The organism is Streptomyces sp. NPDC020597 (assembly GCF_044335095.1).
Classification (GTDB): Bacteria; Actinomycetota; Actinomycetes; order Streptomycetales; family Streptomycetaceae; genus Streptomyces.
Window position 1 is genome coordinate 218989 of the sequence record NZ_JBIRUL010000001.1, and the last position, 15073, is coordinate 234061.

Genomic DNA, 15073 nt, shown 5'->3' on the forward strand with positions numbered 1-15073 from the left:
TCCCGGATACAGTCCCACCATGACGAACAGCAATTCCGTGTCCCGTGTGGCGCTCAAGAAGATAACCCCCGACGTCTCCGCCGCGATGGGTTCCCTGCACGCCGCCGCCGTTTCCGCCGCCCGGGACGCCAAGGTCGAACCCGAGATCCTGGAGCTGGTCAGGATCCGCGCCTCGCAGCTCAACGGCTGCGCGTTCTGCCTCGACATGCACACCAAGGACGCCCGCGCCGAGGGCGAGACCGAGCAGCGCCTGTACGCGCTGAACGCCTGGCGGGAGACCCCCTTCTTCTCCGGACGCGAGCGCGCCGCACTGGCGTTGACCGAGGCCGTGACCCTGGTGCACGACGGTCATGTGCCGGACGCGGTGTACGCCGAGGCGGCGGAGGTCTTCGACGAGGCCCAGCTCGCCGCGTTGATCTGGGCGGCCACCGTCATCAACGCCTACAACCGCATCGCCGTCGCGACGCGCATGGTCCCGGGTGCCTACCAGCCGGCGAAGAAATAGCGAGAAATCCGTCAGTCGACGGAAAATGCGAGGGATTGCGGGAAATGGCGGAGGGAATGGCAAAGGAATTCGGGAACACGTGAATACGGGCGCCGGACAAGTTGTCCGGCGCCCGCATCGCTGTTCCGCCGGCCGTCCGGGTTCTCTCCGTCAGAACCCCGAGTCCTCCGCGTCCGGGTCCGCTCCCTCACGCGTCCGGGTCCGCTCCCTCACACCCGGGGCAGCGGCTCCCCCTGCGATTCCAGCCACCGTCGCCATTCCTCCGCCCGCACGGCCGGCCCGGGGGTGAGCGGACCTCCCGCCCAGGCCGTCACCGGGCGGATGCCGTGCAGCGCGTTCACCAGCCACACCTCCCGGCCGTCCAGCTCGGCGGGCGTCCGCTCGCGGTGCGCGACACGGACGCCGAGGCGGTGGGCCCGTTCCTGGATCAGCTGTCCGGTCACCCCGGCCAGCACCGGCAGTCGTGGCGGCGGCAGGCACAGCGTGTCGTCCTCCCACCACAGGACGCTCGCGGTGGCCGCCTCCAGCACCGCGCCGGAGGGCGCGACCAGCACCGCCTCCGTCGCGCCCGCGTCGGACGCCCGGCGGCGCACCCGGGCCAGCGCGTCGAGGTCGGGCCCCTTGCGGCGCGGCATGGTCCGCGGATCGGGCTGGCCCGCGGCCCAGACCCGGACGTCCGTCCCGAGCTGCGGGGCGTGCCGCAGCAGCAGCCGCAACTCCAGTGATCCCGCGGCGAGTTCCACCCGGGGGAACCACTCGCCGGACCGCGGCAGGGCGGCCGTCACGTCCCGCCAGAACTCCACCAACCGGCGCAGCGGCGGACCGCTGCACTCGCCGCAGGCCCGCAGGAACCGCTCCCGGTGCCGTTCCAGGCCGCGCACCCGGCCGTCGCGCACCAGCCACGAGTCCGCGACGAGCAGCCGTCCGCCGGCCTCGGCGGCGGGCGTCAGCCCCCCGGCCGACGTCCACCCCGACAGCCCCTCCACCGCGGTCACCCGCGTCATGGTCCGTGTCATCGCCAGCGTCATGGCCTGCGTCATCGCCTGTTCCTCTCCGGACGTCCCGCTCAGTACCTGCCTGCGGCCGCCGGCGCCCCGCCGCGGGGCCCGTACGGCGCGTGCTCCAGCCATGACCCGCACGAGGGCAGCACCGGCGCGAGGGCCGCCGCCGCCCGCTGCCGGAGCCGTACGGTCCGGCGCCGGGGGCGCAGATGCTCCAGCGCGAGCCCGGCGGCGGCGCTGTTGAACAGCCCCGCCTCCCGGCGCGTCCCGGCGAACTCCTCCACGGCCCGCTCGGTGCCCGCGGCGACGGCGGCGGCCGCCGCCACCGCGTCGGCGATCCCGCTGTTCATGCCGCGCGCCCCGAACGGCGGGAACAGGTGCGCCGCCTCGCCGACGAGCAGCACCCGCCGGTGCGGATCGGTGAACGACGCGGCGACCTTGCGCAGGAAGCGGTACGTCGACACCCAGAGGATCCGGCCGTCGTATCCGTCGCCGACGACCGCCGGCAGCCACTCGCGTACGGCCTGGTCGGTGCCGAAGGCCTCCTGCGCGTCGTCGTCGCGGCACTGCAGGTCGACCTGGAAGCCCCCGGTGAACGGCACCCGCATCACGCTGCGGCCGCCCACCCCCGGATGCTCGTAGTGGAAGACCCGCTCCAGCGGCAGCTCGGCGCCGGGCACGTCGGCCACGTCCACGACGACGTGGAAGCCCTCGCCGCGCACGCCCTCCATGGCGATGCCCAGCCCGCGCCGGACCGCCGAGCGGGCCCCGTCGGCGGCGACGACGTGTCCGGCGTGCCACTCCCGCCCGTCCTCGCCGCTCAGCACGGCCCCGTCCGGCGTGCTGCGCACGTGCGTGACGCGCGCCCCCCACACGAACTCGACCCCGGCCCGCGCGCAGGCGGCGCGCAGGAACCGCTCGGTGTCCACCTGGCGCAGGCTGGTGAAGGGCGGCAGGGCCGTCGACGGGCCGGACCGGGGCGGGAAGGTGCGGGCGTACACCTCGCGGCCCCGGTACAGGGTCCGCCGGGTGTGCCAGGTGCGCCCGTAGGCGGTGATCTCGGCGGCCAGCCCCGGAGCCACCCCGTCGAGCAGCGCGAGGGTCTCGCGGTGCACGAACAGGGCGCGGCTGCCCGGCCGTTCGCGGTCCTCGGGGTCCGCCTCCAGCACCAGCGCCGGCAGGCCGTGCGCGCGCAGCGCGAGCGCCGCCGACAGACCGACGGGGCCCGCGCCCACGACGACGGCCGGGTTCACGCGTGCACGCCCCGCGGCGTCCCGGCCAGCATGCGGGTGATCTCCACCCGCTTCACCTTCCAGGTCGCCGTCATCGGCAGCTCCTCGAACCGCCATTGCCGGGGCTCGGCCATCGCGGGCAGATCGGCCGTGGCCGCCCGCCAGCGCCCCGGATCGAGCGGACGCTCGTCCCGCACGCACACCACCGGCACCGGCTCACGGTCCGCGCCGGGCACGATGACCACCTCGCGCAGCTCCTCCAGACGCTCCATCAGCGTGTCCTCCACCTCCAGGCTGCTGTGCACGGCGTCGATCCGGTCGATCTCACGGTCGATCAGACGCAGCGCGCCCAGCCGGCTCAGGACGCCCATGTCGCCCATCTGCCACCACCCGTCGTCGAGCTGGCGCTCGTACTGCGCCCGCGCGCCGAGGTAGGTGAGGATGCGCCCGCGGGTGCGCGCCTCGATACGGCCCGGCGTGCCGGGCGCGACCGGCCGGCCGTCGGCGTCGGTGATCCGCAGCCGGGTGAAGCCGGGGATGCCCGTGCCGACCCGGCGGCCGTCCGCCCGCTGCGCGCTGCGCCGGGTGAACCACTGCACCGCGACCGGCCCCGTCTCGCTCTGCCCGTACAGCTGGACCAGCCAGGGCGCACGCCGTTTCGACGCGCCCAGCAGCCGGCGCACGGTGCGCGGGTGGATCGCGTCGAACGTGGAGCCGTACGACTTCACCCGGGACAGCGGGGCGCCGGGCGCGTCGGCGAGCTCCTCCCACAGCACGAACGTGTTGGGGTGGGTCTCGACGATGCCGGGCCGGTGGCGGACGAGCAGCGGACGTACGGCGGCCGGGTCCGGGTCGGTGATCAGCACCAGCGGGCTGCCGAAGCGCAGCAGGACGCCGAGCAGGTGGTAGAAGCGCGAGTGCACGAACGACATGTGCAGCGCGGCCGTCTCGCCGCGGGTGGGCCAGCCCATCGCCTGCTGCGGGACCAGCCGGTTCCACATGGTGTTCGGGCAGTGCACGGCCAGCTTGGGGACGCCGGTGGTGCCGGAGCTGTGGGTGATCAGCGCGGGCTCGCGGGGGTGCAGCCGCACGGGCGCGGGGGGCCTGTCGGCGGTGAACCCGCCCAGCGGCTCTGCGCCGGGCGCCTCGTCGACGGACAGCGTCCGCCGCACGCGGACGTCGACGCCCTGCAGCGGCCCCGCCAGCTTGGCTCGGTCGGTGATCAGCCAGGGCTCCCGCAGCCGTTCCAGCAGCTGCCCGACGACCGGGCCCGCGAGGCCCGGGGAGAGCAGCACGGGGACCGCGCCGATGCGGGAGATCGCGCAGGTCAGCAGGACGATGTCGACGTTGTCCGTCTTGTGCAGGGCCACCTGCTCAAGGGGCCGTACCCCGGCCGCCCACAGCCGGCCCGACAGCTCCTCGACCACGTCGGCGAGGACCGTGTAGTCGAGGTCGACGCCGAGAGCGGGGTGGGTGTCCAGCGGCCGGTCCAGGGTGACGAACACGGCGCCGTGCCGGTCGGCCGCCCGCCGGAACAGGGGGCCCAGATAGAACCCGCGGTCGGCGAGCAGACGTTGCTGCGACATGTGACTGTTCCTTTCGGCCGTGCGGCGGTGCCCCGAGGGGGTCACCACGCCCCCTGGCGGACCAGGTGGCGGCGGAGCTTTCCGGTGGGGGTGCGGGGCAGGGACGTCACGAAGCTGACGCTCCTGGGCACCTTGAAGGCGGCGAGGCGCTCGCGCGCCAGGGCGAGGAGGTCCTCCTCGAGACCGGCGGCGACCGGGCCGGCCGGGACCACGAAGGCGCGCAGCCGGCTGGAGCCGCGCCCGTCCGTGACGGCGGCGACCGCGACCTCGCGCACCCCCGGGCCGGTCCGCAGCACGGCCTCCACCTCCAGCGGGGAGACGGTGATCCCGCCGACCATCTCCATGTCGTCGGTGCGGCCCAGATGCCGGTAGGAGCCGTCCGGCTCGCGCCGGGCCCGGTCGTGGGTGGCCAGCCAGCCGCCGACCAGGGTGCGCCCGGTCTCCTCCGGCCGGTTCAGATAGCCGGACGTCAGCGTCGGCCCGCGCACCCACATCTCTCCTTCCGCGCCCTCCGGCACCGGCCGCCCGGCCCGGTCGCGCAGCTCCACCTCGAACCCCGGCACGGGGTGCCCGACGGTGCCGGGACGGTGGTGGCCGAGGCTGTTGGCGCAGAAGGCGTGACCGGCCTCGGTGGAGCCGATCTGTTCCAGCACGGGAGCGCCGAGCAGTTCGCGGACCCGGACGCCGAGCCCGTCCGGCAGGCCCTCGCCGGCCGACACCGCGGCGCGCACCGAGGCGAAGCAGGCGCCGTGTCCGCTGCCCCGGTCGGCGACCAGCGCCGCGTACGCCGACGGCACCGAGTAGAGGAGGGTGACCCGGTGCCGGGCGACGAGCTCGTCGACGGCGGCGGGCGTGGGACGCCGGTCCACCAGGACGGCGGACGACCCGGAGAAGAGCGGGAAGGCGAAGGCGTTGCCGAAGCCGTACGCGAAGTACAGCTTCGACACCGACAGGGTGACGTCGTCCTCGGTGATCCCGAGCAGCCGCCGGCCGATCAGGTCGTGGTAGGTCTTCGGGTCTCCGTGCGCGTGCACGACGCCCTTCGGACGGCCCGTGGTGCCGGAGGTGTACTGCACGTACAGCGGCGTGTGCGCGTCGACCGGGTGGACGGCGGCCGGCTCGGCGGCGGGGGCCGACGCGAGGAGCTCGTCGGCGCCGAGCCGCGCCCGGCCGGCGAAGCCGTCCGCGGGCCCCGGCCCCGTCAGGCAGAGCACGGCCTCGGTGTCCTCGGCCATGAACGCGTGCTCGGCGGCGGGCAGTTCGGGATTGACCAGGACGGCGACGGCTCCGAGCCGGGCCACGCCGAGGAAGGCGGCGATCCACGCCACCGAGTCGGGCAGCGCGAGCACCACCCGGTCGCCGGCCCGCACCCCGTGGTCCGCCAGCACCCGCGCCGCCCGCGCCCCGAGGTCGTGCACCTCGCTGTGGGTCCAGCGCCGGTGGCCCTGGTGGAACGCGGCCCGCCCGGTCCAGCCCCGCCGCTCGGCGAGGTCGGCCAGCTGCCCGGCCAGGTTGCCGGGGGCGTCGGCGGGCCGCCTCGGCCGGGGCACGCCCGAGGCGCGGGCCGCCGGCGCGGCGGGTGACGGTGGCGCGGCGGCGGGCGCCCGGGTGATCGGGGGAGTCGCCAGGGGACGCTGGGTCGTCATCGGGAGGCCTCCTCGGCGGTGGCGGTGCCCGGGTGCGGGGCCGCGGCAGCGCCCTCGGCGTCCTCCCGCAGGGCCCGCATCTGCGCGGCCGTCTTCAGCAGCATCTCGTCGTACTCGGCGACCGGATCGGAGTCGAGGACGATCGCGCCGCCCGCCCCCAGCTGCATCGAACCGCCGGCGAGGACCGCGGTGCGGATGACGATGCTCAGGTCCGCGCCGCCGCTGCAGCCCAGATAGCCGAGCGCGCCCGCGTACACGCCTCGCGCCTCGGTCTCCAGCTCGTCGATGATCTCCATCGTGCGCAGCTTCGGCGCGCCCGTCATCGAGCCGCCGGGGAAGCAGGCGCGTACGCAGTCCACCGCGTCGGCGCCCTCGCGCAGCCGTCCCTCCACGGTGGAGACGAGCTGATGCACGGTCGCGTACGTCTCGGCGGCCATGAGCCGGGAGACCCGCACGGTGCCGGTCCGGCACACCCGCCCCAGGTCGTTGCGCAGCAGGTCGACGATCATCAGGTTCTCGGCGCGCGTCTTGGCGTCGGCCGCCAGCGCGTCGCGCAGCCGGGCGTCCTCCAGCGGGTCGGCGCCGCGCGGCGCGGTGCCCTTGATGGGCTTGGCCTCGGCGATCCCGTCCCGGGTGATCCGCAGGAACCGCTCCGGCGAGGAGCCCGCCACGTCGAGGTCGCCGAGTCGCAGGAAGGCGGCGTACGGCGCGGGGTTGACGCGGCGCAGCGTCCGGTAGAAGGCGAGCGCGTCGGCCGGTGCGGGTAACCGGGCGGCGTCGGTCAGGCAGACCTCGTAGCTGACGCCCTCGGCGAGCGCCCGCCGGCAGGCCGCGACGTCCTCCAGGTAGGTCTCGCGGTCCCGCACCAGCCAGGGCTCGGCGGCGGAGCGGTCCGCCTCCGTCGACGCCCCGGGGGACGGGGTCCGCGTCCGGTCGGCCTCCGCGGGCAGCGAGGTGAGCCGGGCCAGCGTGCCCTCGAGCCAGTCGGCGGCCTCGAGGGCGGCCTGCGGGGTGTCCTCGGCCAGGCAGACGGCGTAGGTGAAGCCCTCCTGGTGGTCCACCGCGATCAGCCGGTCGGCGAACAGCCAGCATGCGTCCGGGACGTCGGAGCGGTGCCGGTTCGGGGAACCGCAGTCGGCCTTCGTCTCGTAGCCGAAGTAGCCGACGTAGCCGCCGGTGAAGTCGAAGGGCAGCCCGGTGGCGTCGACGCGGCGGCCGTCGAGCTGCCGCTTGAGGTAGTCGAAGACGCTCGCCCGGACCTTGCGCGTCGGCCGTCCGGGCCGCTCGATCTCGCAGCGCCCGGCCTCGACGTCGTACCGGACGAACTCGGCGAGCGGACCGCTGTCGTCACCGAAGAACGAGAAGCGGGACAGGCCGCGCTCGACACGGGAGCTGTCCAGCCAGAACGCCCGGGCCGAGTCGGCGTACAGCCGGGTGAACGCGGCCTCCGCGTCGATCGCCTCGGCGATGCGGCGGGTGTGCAGCCGGTAGGCGGGCCCGCTCGTCCGGCGCGGGCCGGGGACGGTCACCCGCTGCCGCGGCATCGTGGCCGCCGAGGGCGGGACCGCGGTGTTCTTCGTCCGGGTCTTGCGGGCCCGCTCGGCCGTGAGGTTGCGGAAGTTCACCAGCATCCGGTGGCCGTACTCGGTGAGCACCGACTCCGGGTGGAACTGCACGCCCCACAGCGGCCTTTCGCGGTGCCGCAGACCCATCAGGACGCCGTCCTCCGCCCATGCCGTGGCCTCCAGGGAGTCGGGCAGCGGCTCGCGCACGGCCAGCGAGTGGTAGCGGACAGCGGTGAAGTTCTGGGGCAGCCCCTGGAACAAATCCCGCTCGTCGTGCCGGACGGCCGACAGATGCCCGTGCCGGGCCTGTGGGGCGGCCGAGACCTGGCCGCCCTCCCCGAGCGCGATGCCCTGGTGGCCGAGGCAGACGCCGAGCACCGGCAGGGGGGACTCGGCGAGCACACGGGCGCTGATGCCGAAGTCACGCGCCTTCTCCGGATGTCCGGGCCCCGGCGACACCACCACGTTGTCGAACGCCGTGAGCTCGGGGACGGCGTCCGCCGGGGCGTCGTTGAGGACCACCACCGGCTCCTCGCCGTTGACCTCGGCGATCAGCTGGAAAAGGTTGTACGTGTACGAGTCGTAATTGTCGATGAGCAGGGTTTTCACCCGCTCACCTCCCTAGGGTCGTTCTCTGGCCTGAGCGGTGCGTTTGTGGCGACCGCGGAGCGCCTGGAGCGGTGGATACAGCCATTTCTTGAAGAAACGCTGGAGGCGGGGCATCAGAATCCAGGTGACGAGGGCCGTCACGCACAGACACAACAGCAGCGTGCGAACGAATGGATTCAGTCCGCCGAGATAAGGAAGCACGATCAGATTGAAGAGGAGCACCGGCGGGAAAACGGCGCTCATATTCACGAACCACAACTTCCATTTCGACGGCGGGCCCGGCGGCGCGGGCGGCTTCGCCGCGGGAGCCTGGGCGTCGAACCATGCCTTGGAGCCCCGCACGCTGCGGCGGTCCGTCTGCCGGGCGACGCCCTGGGCCCGGGCGTCCCACCGCAACCGGGCGGCCGAGTCCTCCCAGGCGCGCGCCGCACCCTCACTGACGAAGCGATAGACCACATGCCATTCCGCCCCTTCGTCGACGAGCACACCACCTCCCAGGAATCCGGGCTGCTGTGCGCTCGCGCCCAGCATGCCCCAACCCCAGGAATGAAAGTCGGCCTCTCGGCCCGGCACCACGTGATAAGCGGCGGTGACGGTGACGGGATTACTGGTCACACCGTCGAGTACGCGTCAGAGAGCGCTTGCGTTCACAGGTTCTTCAAACTTTTCCAACTGTCACCCGCCGTCCGAAAAGGGGCTTACGGTGGGTCTCGTCCGGCCTGCGGGCGGAATCGCGGAGGGGAAAGGCGGCCGTGCGTCCGGTCGATCGCCGAAGGAGCGGTTCAGGTCGGCGGACGTCTTCATTCCGAAGGCGGCGCCGCTTCCGGCGCCTCCCCGAACCGGGCGAGCGCCAACGCGCCCGCGACGGCGACCGCGAAGCCCAGCACGGCCAGCCACGCCAGCCCCTCCCTGGTGCGGTCGCCCAGCCACACCACGCCCACCAGCGCCGGCCAGACCGTCTCCCCGATCACCATCCCCGCCGTGGCCGTCGTCACCGACCCCCGCTGCAGGGCCGTGGTCAGCAACAGGAACGCGGCCCCGCCGCCCAGCAGCAGCGCGTACAGGGCGGGGTCGGTCAGCAGGGCCACGGGGGACAGCGAGTCGATCAACCGCACCGCCACCTCCACCACCCCGAACCCGAACCCCGCGCCCAGGCCCAGCACCAGCGCCCGCCCGCGCTCGGGCAGCCGTCCGCCGACCAGCCCCAGCAACAACATCGCGACAGCCGCGCCGAGCATCGCCCACGGCAGCGCCGCAGGCCCGCTCTCCTCGCCCTCCGAGCCGGAGGCCAGCCCCAGCATCGCCAGCCCCGCGCACACCACCGCCACGGCCGCCCACTCGACCCGGCTCAGCCGCACGTGCAGCAGCCGCGCGGCGACCACCGCCGTCACCGCGAGGCTCGACGCGAGGGCCGCCCCCACGGCGTAGATCGGCACCGACCGCAGCGCGACGATCTGGAAGACGAACCCCAGCCCGTCAAGGCCCAACCCCGCCAGATAACGCCACTGCCGCACGGCCCGCAGCAGCAGCGCCGCGTCCCCGCCGCGGCCGCCCTCCGCGCCGCCCTCGGCGGCCGCCGCCCGGGCCGCCATCGCCTGCAACACCGTCGCCGCACCGAAGCAGACCGCCGCGCCGAGCGCGCACACCATTCCCAAGAGCACGAAACGGACTGTAGGGGAGCGGGCCGCCGCCGGAGGGCCGCCCGGGCCGCCTCGGGGCGCTCTCACCCCGGTGTCTAGGCTGTCGACCGGAAATCGCCGTAGGGGCGATGCGACCAGGGGGAGACACGGACATGGCGGAAGCACGTCGACGACTTCGTTCGGGCACGGTCGTGCTCGGAGGCGTGGGGCTGCTCGCCACCGCCCTCACCGCCTGCTCCTCCGACCCCGACAAGCGCTGCGTCGACCGCGACAGCTACACCCTCGCCAAGGGATACAAGGTCGTCGCCGACAAGAACTGCAAGTCCGCCAAGAGCACGTCCGGCGGCGTCTGGTACTACGGAGGCAAGAAGCAGGGCTCCTGGGTGGACGGCGGATCCCTCGGCAAGCCGGGCAAGGGGTCCGGCGGCTCGAGCGGTTCGAGCAGCAGCGGCGGCGGCAGCGGCGTCGACCGCGGCGGCTTCGGCGGGGACGGCGACGGCGGCGGCCACAAGGGCAGCTCCGGCGGCTGAGCCGGCGGACGACCCGGCGACCGGACGACCGAGCGGCTGAACAGGACACCGTCACCCATGCGACGTCACACCGTCGAGCCCCGCCCCGGCTGGCAGCAGACCGTCGAGGCACAGGGCCTCGTCTACCCCCTCACCCGTCACCCCGACGGCAGTCTGCGCCCCTACTGGGACGAGAGCGCCTACTACTCCTTCACCCTCGACGAGGTCGAGGCGCTGGAGGAGACCGTCGAGGAGCTGCACGCCCTGTGCCTGGCCGCCGCCGCGCACCTGGTGAACGCCGACCGCCTCGCCGACCTCGGCATCACCGACCCGCGGATCGCGGCGGCGGTCGCCGAGGCCTGGCGTCGGCGCGCCGAACTCCCCTCCGTCTACGGGCGCTTCGACCTCCGCTACGACGGGACGGGCCCGGCGAAGCTCCTCGAGTACAACGCCGACACCCCGACCTCCCTCGTCGAGGCCGCCTCCCCGCAGTGGTTCTGGATGGAGGACCGCTTCCCCGGCGCCGACCAGTGGAACTCCCTGCACGAACGCCTCGTCGCCGCCTGGAAGAAGCAGGCCGCGCTGCTTCCGCCCGGCAACCCCCTCTACTTCGCGCACTCCTCGGCCGACGAGCTCGGCGAGGACCTCATGACGGTCGCCTACCTCAAGGAGACCGCCGAACAGGCCGGCCTGGACACCGACTGGATCTCCATGGAGGAGATCGGCTGGGACCCGCTGTCCGGCCGCTTCGTCGACGGACAACTCCGCTTCATCCGCAGCTGCTTCAAGCTCTACCCCTGGGAATGGCTCAGCACCGACCGCTTCGCCGGCCACGTCCTCGACACCCTCGACAACGGAGGCGGCACCGGCAGCACCCTGTGGATCGAGCCCGCCTGGAAGATGCTCCTCAGCAACAAGGCGCTGCTCGCCGTCCTGTGGGAACTGAACCCCGGCCACCCCCACCTGCTGCCCGCGTACCTCGACGGCCCGCGCGACCTCGCGGCGACCACCGGCTACGTCGCCAAGCCGCTGCTGGGCCGCGAGGGGGCCGGCGTCACGATCCACGAGAAGGGCGCCGATCCCGTCGTCCGCGACGACGAGCCCTGCTGCTACCAGGCGCTCGCCCCGCTCCCCGCCTTCGACGGCAACCACGTCGTCCTCGGCGCGTGGGTGGTGGACGGGGAGTCCGCCGGCCTCGGCATCCGCGAGTCCGCCGGCCTGATCACGGACGAGTACGCCCGCTTCGTCCCGCACGTGATCCTCTGACCGGTAGCCGGTAGGCTGCTGAACGGGCCGTGACTGGCGCGCTGGGATGGGACGGACCATCGGGGAGCGGCCCGTGAGCAGTGACAGTGCCGTGCGCCTGGGCCGAACCGAACTCGCCGTACGCCACGTCCGGAGGTCCCGATGCCCGAGAATTCCGCACCCCCGTCCACCGAGTCCGCCGCGTTCCGCGCGGCCCTCGACGTCGTCCGTGCGGTCGAGCCGCGCGTCGCCGACGCCATCGGCCAGGAGCTCGCCGACCAGCGCGAGATGCTCAAGCTGATCGCCTCGGAGAACTACGCCTCCCCGGCCACCCTCCTCGCGATGGGCAACTGGTTCAGCGACAAGTACGCCGAGGGCACCGCCGGCCGCCGCTTCTACGCCGGCTGCCGCAACGTGGACACCGTCGAGTCCCTCGCCGCCGAGCACGCCCGCGAGCTCTTCGGCGCCCGTCACGCCTACGTACAGCCGCACTCCGGCATCGACGCCAACCTCGTCGCCTTCTGGGCCGTCCTCGCCGACCGCGTCGAGGCCCCCTTCCTGGAGAAGACCGGCGCCCGCCAGGTCAACGACCTCTCCGAGGCCGACTGGGCCACCCTGCGCCAGGCCTTCGGCAACCAGCGCATGCTCGGCATGTCCCTGGACGCCGGCGGCCACCTCACGCACGGCTTCCGCCCGAACATCTCCGGCAAGATGTTCGACCAGCGCTCCTACGGCACGGACCCCGCGACCGGCCTCATCGACTACGACGCGCTGCGCACGACGGCCCGCGAGTTCAAGCCGATGATCATCGTCGCGGGATACTCGGCGTACCCCCGCCTGGTGAACTTCCGGATCATGCGCGAGATCGCCGACGAGGTCGGCGCGACCCTCATGGTCGACATGGCGCACTTCGCGGGCCTGGTCGCCGGCAAGGTGCTGACCGGCGACTTCGACCCCGTCCCGCACGCCCAGATCGTCACCACGACCACCCACAAGTCGCTGCGCGGCCCGCGCGGCGGCATGGTCCTGTGCGACGACTCCCTCAGGGACCAGGTCGACCGCGGCTGCCCGATGGTCCTCGGCGGCCCGCTCCCGCACGTCATGGCCGCCAAGGCCGTCGCCCTCGCCGAGGCCCGGCAGCCCGCCTTCCAGGACTACGCCCAGCGCATCGTCGACAACGCGCGCGCCCTCGCCGAGGGCCTGACGCGGCGCGGCGCGACCCTGGTCACCGGCGGCACGGACAACCACCTGAACCTGATCGACGTCGCCTCCTCCTACGGTCTCACCGGCCGGCAGGCCGAGGCCGCGCTGCTCGACTCGGGCATCGTCACCAACCGCAACGCCATCCCGGCCGACCCGAACGGCGCCTGGTACACGTCCGGCATCCGCATCGGCACCCCCGCGCTGACCACCCGCGGCCTCGGCGCGGCCGAGATGGACGAGGTGGCGGCCCTCATCGACCGGGTCCTCACCGCCGCCGAGCCGGGCGTCACGAAGTCGGGCGCGCCGTCGAAGGCCTCCCACGTCCTGGACGGGAAGATCGCGGACGAGATCTCCCGCCGCGCGACGGACCTGGTCGCGGGCTTCCCGCTGTACCCGGAGATCGACCTCGGCTGACCCGCCGGCGTCCCGGGCGGCCCGCGCGGCCGCCCGGGACCCGTTCCGGGTGGTCTCCGCGCTCTGAGACAATAGGGGGCATGGCCTCTGACCGCCCGCCCGTCGCCCACCACCACCCTCAGGGGAATGGCTCCGCCATGCAGTCTCGTCCGCGTGTGCTCTCCGGAATCCAGCCCACCGCAGGCTCTTTCCACCTCGGCAACTACCTCGGCGCCGTCCGCCAGTGGGTGGCTCTGCAGGAGTCCCACGACGCCTTCTACATGGTCGTCGACCTGCACGCGATCACGGTCCCGCAGGACCCGAAGGAGCTCGGCGCGAACACCCGGCTGGCGGCCGCCCAGCTGCTCGCGGCCGGCCTCGACCCCGAGCGCTGCACGCTGTTCGTCCAGAGCCACGTCCCCGAGCACGCGCAGCTCGCCTGGGTGATGAACTGCCTCACCGGCTTCGGCGAGGCCAGCCGGATGACGCAGTTCAAGGACAAGTCCGCCCGGCAGGGCGCCGACCGCGCGAGCGTCGGCCTCTTCACGTACCCGATCCTCCAGGTCGCCGACATCCTGCTCTACCAGGCCCACGAGGTCCCGGTCGGCGAGGACCAGCGCCAGCACATCGAGCTCACCCGCGACCTCGCCGAGCGCTTCAACGGCCGCTACGGCGAGACCTTCACGATCCCGAAGCCGTACATCCTGCGCGAGACCGCGAAGATCTACGACCTCCAGGACCCGTCGATCAAGATGAGCAAGTCGGCGTCCACGCCGAAGGGCCTCATCAACCTGCTCGACGAGCCGAAGGCCACCGCCAAGAAGGTCAGGAGCGCGGTCACCGACACCGACACGGTCATCCGCTACGACGCGGAGAACAAGCCCGGCGTCAGCAACCTGCTCACCATCCTGTCGACGCTCACCGGCCGCAGCGTCCCCGAGCTGGAGAGCAGCTACGAGGGCAAGCTCTACGGCGCGCTCAAGACGGACCTCGCCGACGTCGTCGTCGACTTCGTGACGCCGTTCCGGGACCGCACCCAGCAGTACCTGGACGACCCCGAGACGCTCGACTCGATCCTCGCCAAGGGCGCCGAGAAGGCACGCGCCGTGGCCGCCGAGACGCTGTCGCGGACGTACGAGCGGATGGGCTTCCTGCCCGCGAAGCACTGAAGGCGCTCCGAAGCACCCGGGGCGCACCGCACACCTGTTCCTCGGGGCAGAGCGCTGCACATCACTCTGTCTGCGCCTGCCCACAGGACAGCGGCAGCCGTACAGTCGATAGCCGTACGACCGAGTACGAACCCGGCACCACACCCCGCCATCACGACATGACGACAGGAGAAGACGTGGGGACCGTAACGATCGGCGTGTCGATCGCGGTCCCGGAGCCTCACGGCAGCCTGCTCCAGGAGCGGCGCACAGGCTTCGGCGACGCCGCGGCTCACGGCATCCCCACCCACGTCACGCTCCTGCCGCCGACCGAGATCGACGCGGGCGCGCTGCCGGCCGTCGAGGCGCACCTCACCGAGGTCGCGGCGGCCGGCCGTCCCTTCCCGATGCGGCTTTCCGGCACGGGGACGTTCCGGCCGCTGTCGCCGGTCGTCTACCTGAGGGTCGTTCAGGGCGCGGAGACCTGCGCCCGGCTCCAGCAGCGCATCCGGGACGCCTCCGGGCCCCTGGTGCGTGAGCTGCAGTTCCCGTACCACCCGCACGTCACCGTCGCGCACGGCATCGACGAGGCCGCGATGGACCGGGCCTTCCAGGAGCTCGCCGGCTACGAGGCGGAGTGGCCCTGCACCGGCTTCGCCCTCGCCGAACAGGGCGCCGACGGCGTCTGGCGCAAGCTCCGCGAGTACCCCTTCGGCGGCACGGTGGTGCCCCCGCAGGCCGCCCACGTCGACCGGGGCTCCCTGCCGGCGCGCTGAGCCCGACCGACCGGT

13 protein-coding genes and 1 riboswitch are annotated in these 15073 nt (G+C 73.4%); of the genes, 6 read left to right on the forward strand and 7 right to left on the reverse strand.

All coding sequences use genetic code 11. The features are described from left to right. Window positions 1–19: 19 nt before the first annotated feature. The gene (locus ACH4ZA_RS01035) at window positions 20–505 is read left to right on the forward strand and encodes a carboxymuconolactone decarboxylase family protein (protein WP_351674747.1); all 486 of its coding nucleotides are present in this window, start codon (window positions 20–22) and stop codon (window positions 503–505) included. 209 nt (window positions 506–714) lie between these two features. Here ACH4ZA_RS01035 and ACH4ZA_RS01040 read toward each other — a convergent pair whose 3' ends face one another. The 7 genes from ACH4ZA_RS01040 to ACH4ZA_RS01070 form a co-directional block, all read right to left on the reverse strand. Continuing rightward, window positions 715–1509 (reverse strand): aminotransferase class IV, encoded by a 795-nt coding sequence (locus ACH4ZA_RS01040; protein ID WP_319279713.1) that lies wholly within the window; start codon window positions 1507–1509, stop codon window positions 715–717. A 62-nt stretch (window positions 1510–1571) separates the two neighbouring features. Continuing rightward, window positions 1572–2759, reverse strand: a complete 1188-nt coding sequence (locus tag ACH4ZA_RS01045) for an FAD-dependent monooxygenase (protein WP_319279683.1) — start codon at window positions 2757–2759, stop codon at window positions 1572–1574. After that, window positions 2756–4324 (reverse strand): class I adenylate-forming enzyme family protein, encoded by a 1569-nt coding sequence (locus ACH4ZA_RS01050; RefSeq protein ID WP_398427476.1) that lies wholly within the window; start codon window positions 4322–4324, stop codon window positions 2756–2758. Before ACH4ZA_RS01050 ends, ACH4ZA_RS01045 begins: the two co-directional genes overlap by 4 nt. 41 nt (window positions 4325–4365) lie before the next feature. Further along, window positions 4366–5970, reverse strand: a complete 1605-nt coding sequence (locus ACH4ZA_RS01055; protein ID WP_398427478.1) for an AMP-binding protein — start codon at window positions 5968–5970, stop codon at window positions 4366–4368. Beyond that, on the reverse strand, window positions 5967–8144 hold the full coding sequence (gene pabB / locus ACH4ZA_RS01060; protein ID WP_398427480.1) for an aminodeoxychorismate synthase component I: 2178 nt from the start codon (window positions 8142–8144) through the stop codon (window positions 5967–5969). Before pabB ends, ACH4ZA_RS01055 begins: the two co-directional genes overlap by 4 nt. 12 nt (window positions 8145–8156) lie before the next feature. Then, a complete protein-coding gene (locus ACH4ZA_RS01065) occupies window positions 8157–8759 on the reverse strand; it encodes an antibiotic biosynthesis monooxygenase (protein ID WP_319279679.1) in 603 nt (200 codons plus the stop codon). A gap of 185 nt (window positions 8760–8944) precedes the next feature. After that, complete coding sequence (locus ACH4ZA_RS01070; RefSeq protein ID WP_319279712.1) at window positions 8945–9793, reverse strand: hypothetical protein; 849 nt, start codon at window positions 9791–9793, stop codon at window positions 8945–8947. Between the two features lie 143 nt (window positions 9794–9936). On the opposite strand from ACH4ZA_RS01070, the gene ACH4ZA_RS01075 reads away from it, so the two are divergent. The 5 genes from ACH4ZA_RS01075 (at window position 9937) to ACH4ZA_RS01095 (ending at window position 15058) form a co-directional block, all read left to right on the forward strand. After that, on the forward strand, window positions 9937–10314 hold the full coding sequence (locus ACH4ZA_RS01075) for a hypothetical protein (RefSeq protein ID WP_398427482.1): 378 nt from the start codon (window positions 9937–9939) through the stop codon (window positions 10312–10314). Window positions 10315–10371: 57 nt separating this feature from the next. Continuing rightward, the gene (locus ACH4ZA_RS01080; RefSeq protein ID WP_319279677.1) at window positions 10372–11559 is read left to right on the forward strand and encodes a glutathionylspermidine synthase family protein; all 1188 of its coding nucleotides are present in this window, start codon (window positions 10372–10374) and stop codon (window positions 11557–11559) included. A gap of 19 nt (window positions 11560–11578) precedes the next feature. After that, window positions 11579–11669: riboswitch (ZMP/ZTP riboswitch) on the forward strand. A 31-nt stretch (window positions 11670–11700) separates the two neighbouring features. Further along, window positions 11701–13155 (forward strand): glycine hydroxymethyltransferase, encoded by a 1455-nt coding sequence (locus ACH4ZA_RS01085; RefSeq protein ID WP_398427484.1) that lies wholly within the window; start codon window positions 11701–11703, stop codon window positions 13153–13155. Window positions 13156–13292: 137 nt separating this feature from the next. After that, window positions 13293–14303 carry a tryptophan--tRNA ligase gene (gene trpS / locus ACH4ZA_RS01090; RefSeq protein ID WP_319279711.1) on the forward strand — a complete coding sequence of 337 codons (1011 nt, stop codon included), beginning with the start codon at window positions 13293–13295 and terminating at the stop codon, window positions 14301–14303. A gap of 176 nt (window positions 14304–14479) precedes the next feature. After that, on the forward strand, window positions 14480–15058 hold the full coding sequence (locus tag ACH4ZA_RS01095) for a 2'-5' RNA ligase family protein (RefSeq protein ID WP_319192608.1): 579 nt from the start codon (window positions 14480–14482) through the stop codon (window positions 15056–15058). Window positions 15059–15073 lie beyond the last annotated feature (15 nt).

Excerpts from the sequence above, each read along its gene's own strand:
- ACH4ZA_RS01035 (WP_351674747.1), top strand. The coding sequence starts at position 20 with ATGACGAACAGCAATTCCGTGTCCCGTGTGGCGCTCAAGAAGATAACC.
- ACH4ZA_RS01040 (WP_319279713.1), bottom strand. The coding sequence starts at position 1,509 with ATGACGCGGGTGACCGCGGTGGAGGGGCTGTCGGGGTGGACGTCGGCC.
- ACH4ZA_RS01050 (WP_398427476.1), bottom strand. The coding sequence starts at position 4,324 with ATGTCGCAGCAACGTCTGCTCGCCGACCGCGGGTTCTATCTGGGCCCC.
- ACH4ZA_RS01055 (WP_398427478.1), bottom strand. The coding sequence starts at position 5,970 with ATGACGACCCAGCGTCCCCTGGCGACTCCCCCGATCACCCGGGCGCCC.
- ACH4ZA_RS01070 (WP_319279712.1), bottom strand. The coding sequence starts at position 9,793 with ATGGTGTGCGCGCTCGGCGCGGCGGTCTGCTTCGGTGCGGCGACGGTG.
- ACH4ZA_RS01075 (WP_398427482.1), top strand. The coding sequence starts at position 9,937 with ATGGCGGAAGCACGTCGACGACTTCGTTCGGGCACGGTCGTGCTCGGA.
- ACH4ZA_RS01080 (WP_319279677.1), top strand. The coding sequence starts at position 10,372 with ATGCGACGTCACACCGTCGAGCCCCGCCCCGGCTGGCAGCAGACCGTC.
- ACH4ZA_RS01085 (WP_398427484.1), top strand. The coding sequence starts at position 11,701 with ATGCCCGAGAATTCCGCACCCCCGTCCACCGAGTCCGCCGCGTTCCGC.
- trpS (WP_319279711.1), top strand. The coding sequence starts at position 13,293 with ATGCAGTCTCGTCCGCGTGTGCTCTCCGGAATCCAGCCCACCGCAGGC.